This window comes from Pedobacter sp. 01T416_2, from assembly GCF_056398925.1.
This window is the reverse complement of record NZ_JBFTQI010000760.1, coordinates 1-2,775: the sequence shown is the minus strand read 5'-3', so window position 1 is coordinate 2,775 and position 2,775 is coordinate 1. Positions and strand designations below refer to the sequence as shown.

The 2,775-nt window shown below is 40.4% G+C and carries 2 protein-coding genes; both read right to left on the bottom strand.

The window, feature by feature from the left end:
• Positions 1-2,348, bottom strand: a 2,348-nt coding sequence (gene pbpC / locus AC1DPQ_RS23670) for a penicillin-binding protein 1C (protein ID WP_477611066.1), incomplete at its 3' end; no start/stop codon positions are given.
• A gap of 68 nt (positions 2,349-2,416) precedes the next feature.
• Positions 2,417-2,775 (bottom strand): alpha-2-macroglobulin family protein (locus tag AC1DPQ_RS23665; RefSeq protein ID WP_477611065.1); only part of this gene is annotated, 359 nt, incomplete at its 5' end.

Below are 2,775 nucleotides of genomic sequence, written 5' to 3'. Positions count from 1 at the left end.
GTAAAAACCTGTACCAGCCTTTCTCCATTTTCATCAACCAGGGTTAAAGTATGTCTACCAGGCGGTGGACTAATGGCCAGTTGATGAAAATTAGTAGTGGTGCTAACATATTCATTATCAATATGCCAATATATTTTAGAACCTGAATTTCTGTGGGCTGCATTAATCACAATTTTGCCTCTTGTTCCATCTAGTTCTAAGGGAATGTAAACTATTGCATTGTTTTTCGGGTAAATTACCTCCATTACACTATTTCCACCCGAAAGGTCGCAGCCACTTTTAAAAGGAGGAAGGGATTTATAGTCGCTATTCTTTATTTTGTAATAATACTCCATTGCTGGCGGCAAAATAAACCAGCTTTTGTGCTGCATATGGGTTATGCTTTCACATTGGTCGGTAACCCTAAATGTGCCTGTTCTGTCCAAATGAACCAATTTATGGAAAGGACAAACGACAGTTTTCTCTCCTGCAGCCGGCACTAATTCTTCTGTCACATTGGTACAATATTCTCCAGCTTTATAACCGCTCTGCTTGCATATTTTTATCTTTTTAAGTTTGGTGGCTGGTGTTTCGAACCATTTTCCATTAGGCAGTAACCTAAAAATGTCAAATAGGACTGGGGCAGCTGCTTCAATTCCTACCAGGCCTGGTCTTCCTTCTCCATCGGCATTGCCTACCCAAACACAAACCACATAATTCGGTGTTAAACCAACAGCCCAAGCATCGCGAAAACCAAAGCTCGTTCCTGTTTTCCAGGCAACTCTTTGCGATGAAGAAAACTGCTCCCATAAACCTTCATCACCTGGTCGCATTACCTCTTCCATTGCATTAAAAGTAGCCCAAATCGAGCCATGGTCTAAAAAGGAGGTGCGCTGATAATCTTTTTCATCTTTATTTTCGCCATTGAAATAGCTTGCAGGTTTATAATCTTCAGGGTTATACAAACCTTTATAGGTATTGAAATGGTTTAACGTACGTACCATGCCCATGTAGGTGTTAGCCAAATCCCACATCGTAACTTCGCTACCGCCTAAAATTAACGATAAGCCATAATGATCTGCTGGTTGGTTAAGTGTTCCTATTCCGAGTTTTTTTAGTTTATCGTAAAAACGTTCATATTTGTATTGTTGCAGCATTTTTACTGCAGGGATGTTTAAGGAGCGGCTCAACGCTTTATCTGCAGCAATGGCGCCATCATAGCCCAGATCGTAATTTTGTGGTGAATAGCCCGCTATTTGAGTTGGGATATCGGGAACTAATGTGTGCGGTAATATAAAGCCATCATTCATCATGCTAGCATAAAGCAAGGGTTTTAAGGTACTGCCAGGACTTCGTGGTGCTTTAATCATATCCACGTGGCTTTGTAGGTCAGCATTTTCTGGCTGGTAGATATTGCCTACATAACTTACAACATGACCGGTTCTTGCATCCAGCACTAATGCTGAAATATTGTTGATGTCGTTTGCCCGGTAACGGTTATTGTACCGTTTTAATATGGCATTAACTTTTAGCTGGATATTTTCATCCAGTGTAGAAGTAATTCTGGTAGAGGAGATTTTAAGACTCGCTCGTTCTATTTTAAAACGGTTCAACAGATGCGGCGCATTTTGGGGTAGAGGCATAGGCTTGCCCGGAACGGGTTCTAACTTGGCTAAATTCGCAGTTGCCTGATCGATGTATTTTAACTTAGCCAGCTTATCTAATAAATCGTTTCTTTTTTTAATTAATCGCGTCGAGTTTTTACCCGGATGTACCAAAGAAGGACTATTGGGCAATACAGCCAATGTCGCCATTTCACCCCATGAAAGGGTTTTGGCATTGCGACCATAATATCGCCAACTTGCCGCTTCTAAGCCCACAACATTGCTGCCGAAGGGCGCATTTGCTGCATATAAGCCTATAATTTCCTCTTTTGAATATTTTGTTTCTAAGCGTAAAGCTAAAGTCACTTCCAATAATTTTTGCCAAACCGTTCGGTCTTGTTTTCGCGATAAACGGATTACCTGCATAGTTAATGTACTCCCGCCACTAACCACGCTTTTAGCTTTCCAATTCTGGCGCATGGCCCTGCTCATGGCCAGAAAATCAATGCCAAAGTGACTATAGAACCGCTTATCCTCGAAAGCAATGATGCAATCTTTAAATTTTACAGGAACACTGTCCGCCACAGGGAACCGCCATTGTCCATCGCTGGCAATTGCTGCACTTAATAAATTACCATTGCTTGCCTCAATTACAAACGAAGTAGGTGTTTTGAACAGTTTTGAGGGTAACGAAAAAAGAAAAGCCAAAAGCAGGGCAAAGCAGATAACATCCGAAATGAGGAAAGCTTTTGAGATTTTGTTCATTTAATTTTTTAAAAATAAGAAACCTCACAGGTTTTAAAAACCTGCGAGGTTTAAAACTAATTTTTATTCTACTTCACCACCTGCACCCATTTGCCTGCTTCTGTAGCCGAAATATCATTATTGTACATTGCTTCGCATTGAACGGCTGATAAATAATATTTACCTAGATAAGAGGCATTAAGTAATACCTTGTAAACTAAACTTTCACCTTCCCTTACATTAAAATAGGTGAAAACGCGGTCATCTCTGATATCCTGATAGGTAAAAGGAGATGAGGCTAAAATGCTCTGATTATCGTTAACGCGGGTATTGATAATTTCCCAACCTGAAGGAAAAATCTGTGTTAGCGCCATTTGTTCATAATATCCCATTCTGCCAGGATTTTTTACGGTTACCTCAGCATAAAAATCTGTTCCCTGTTTTAAGG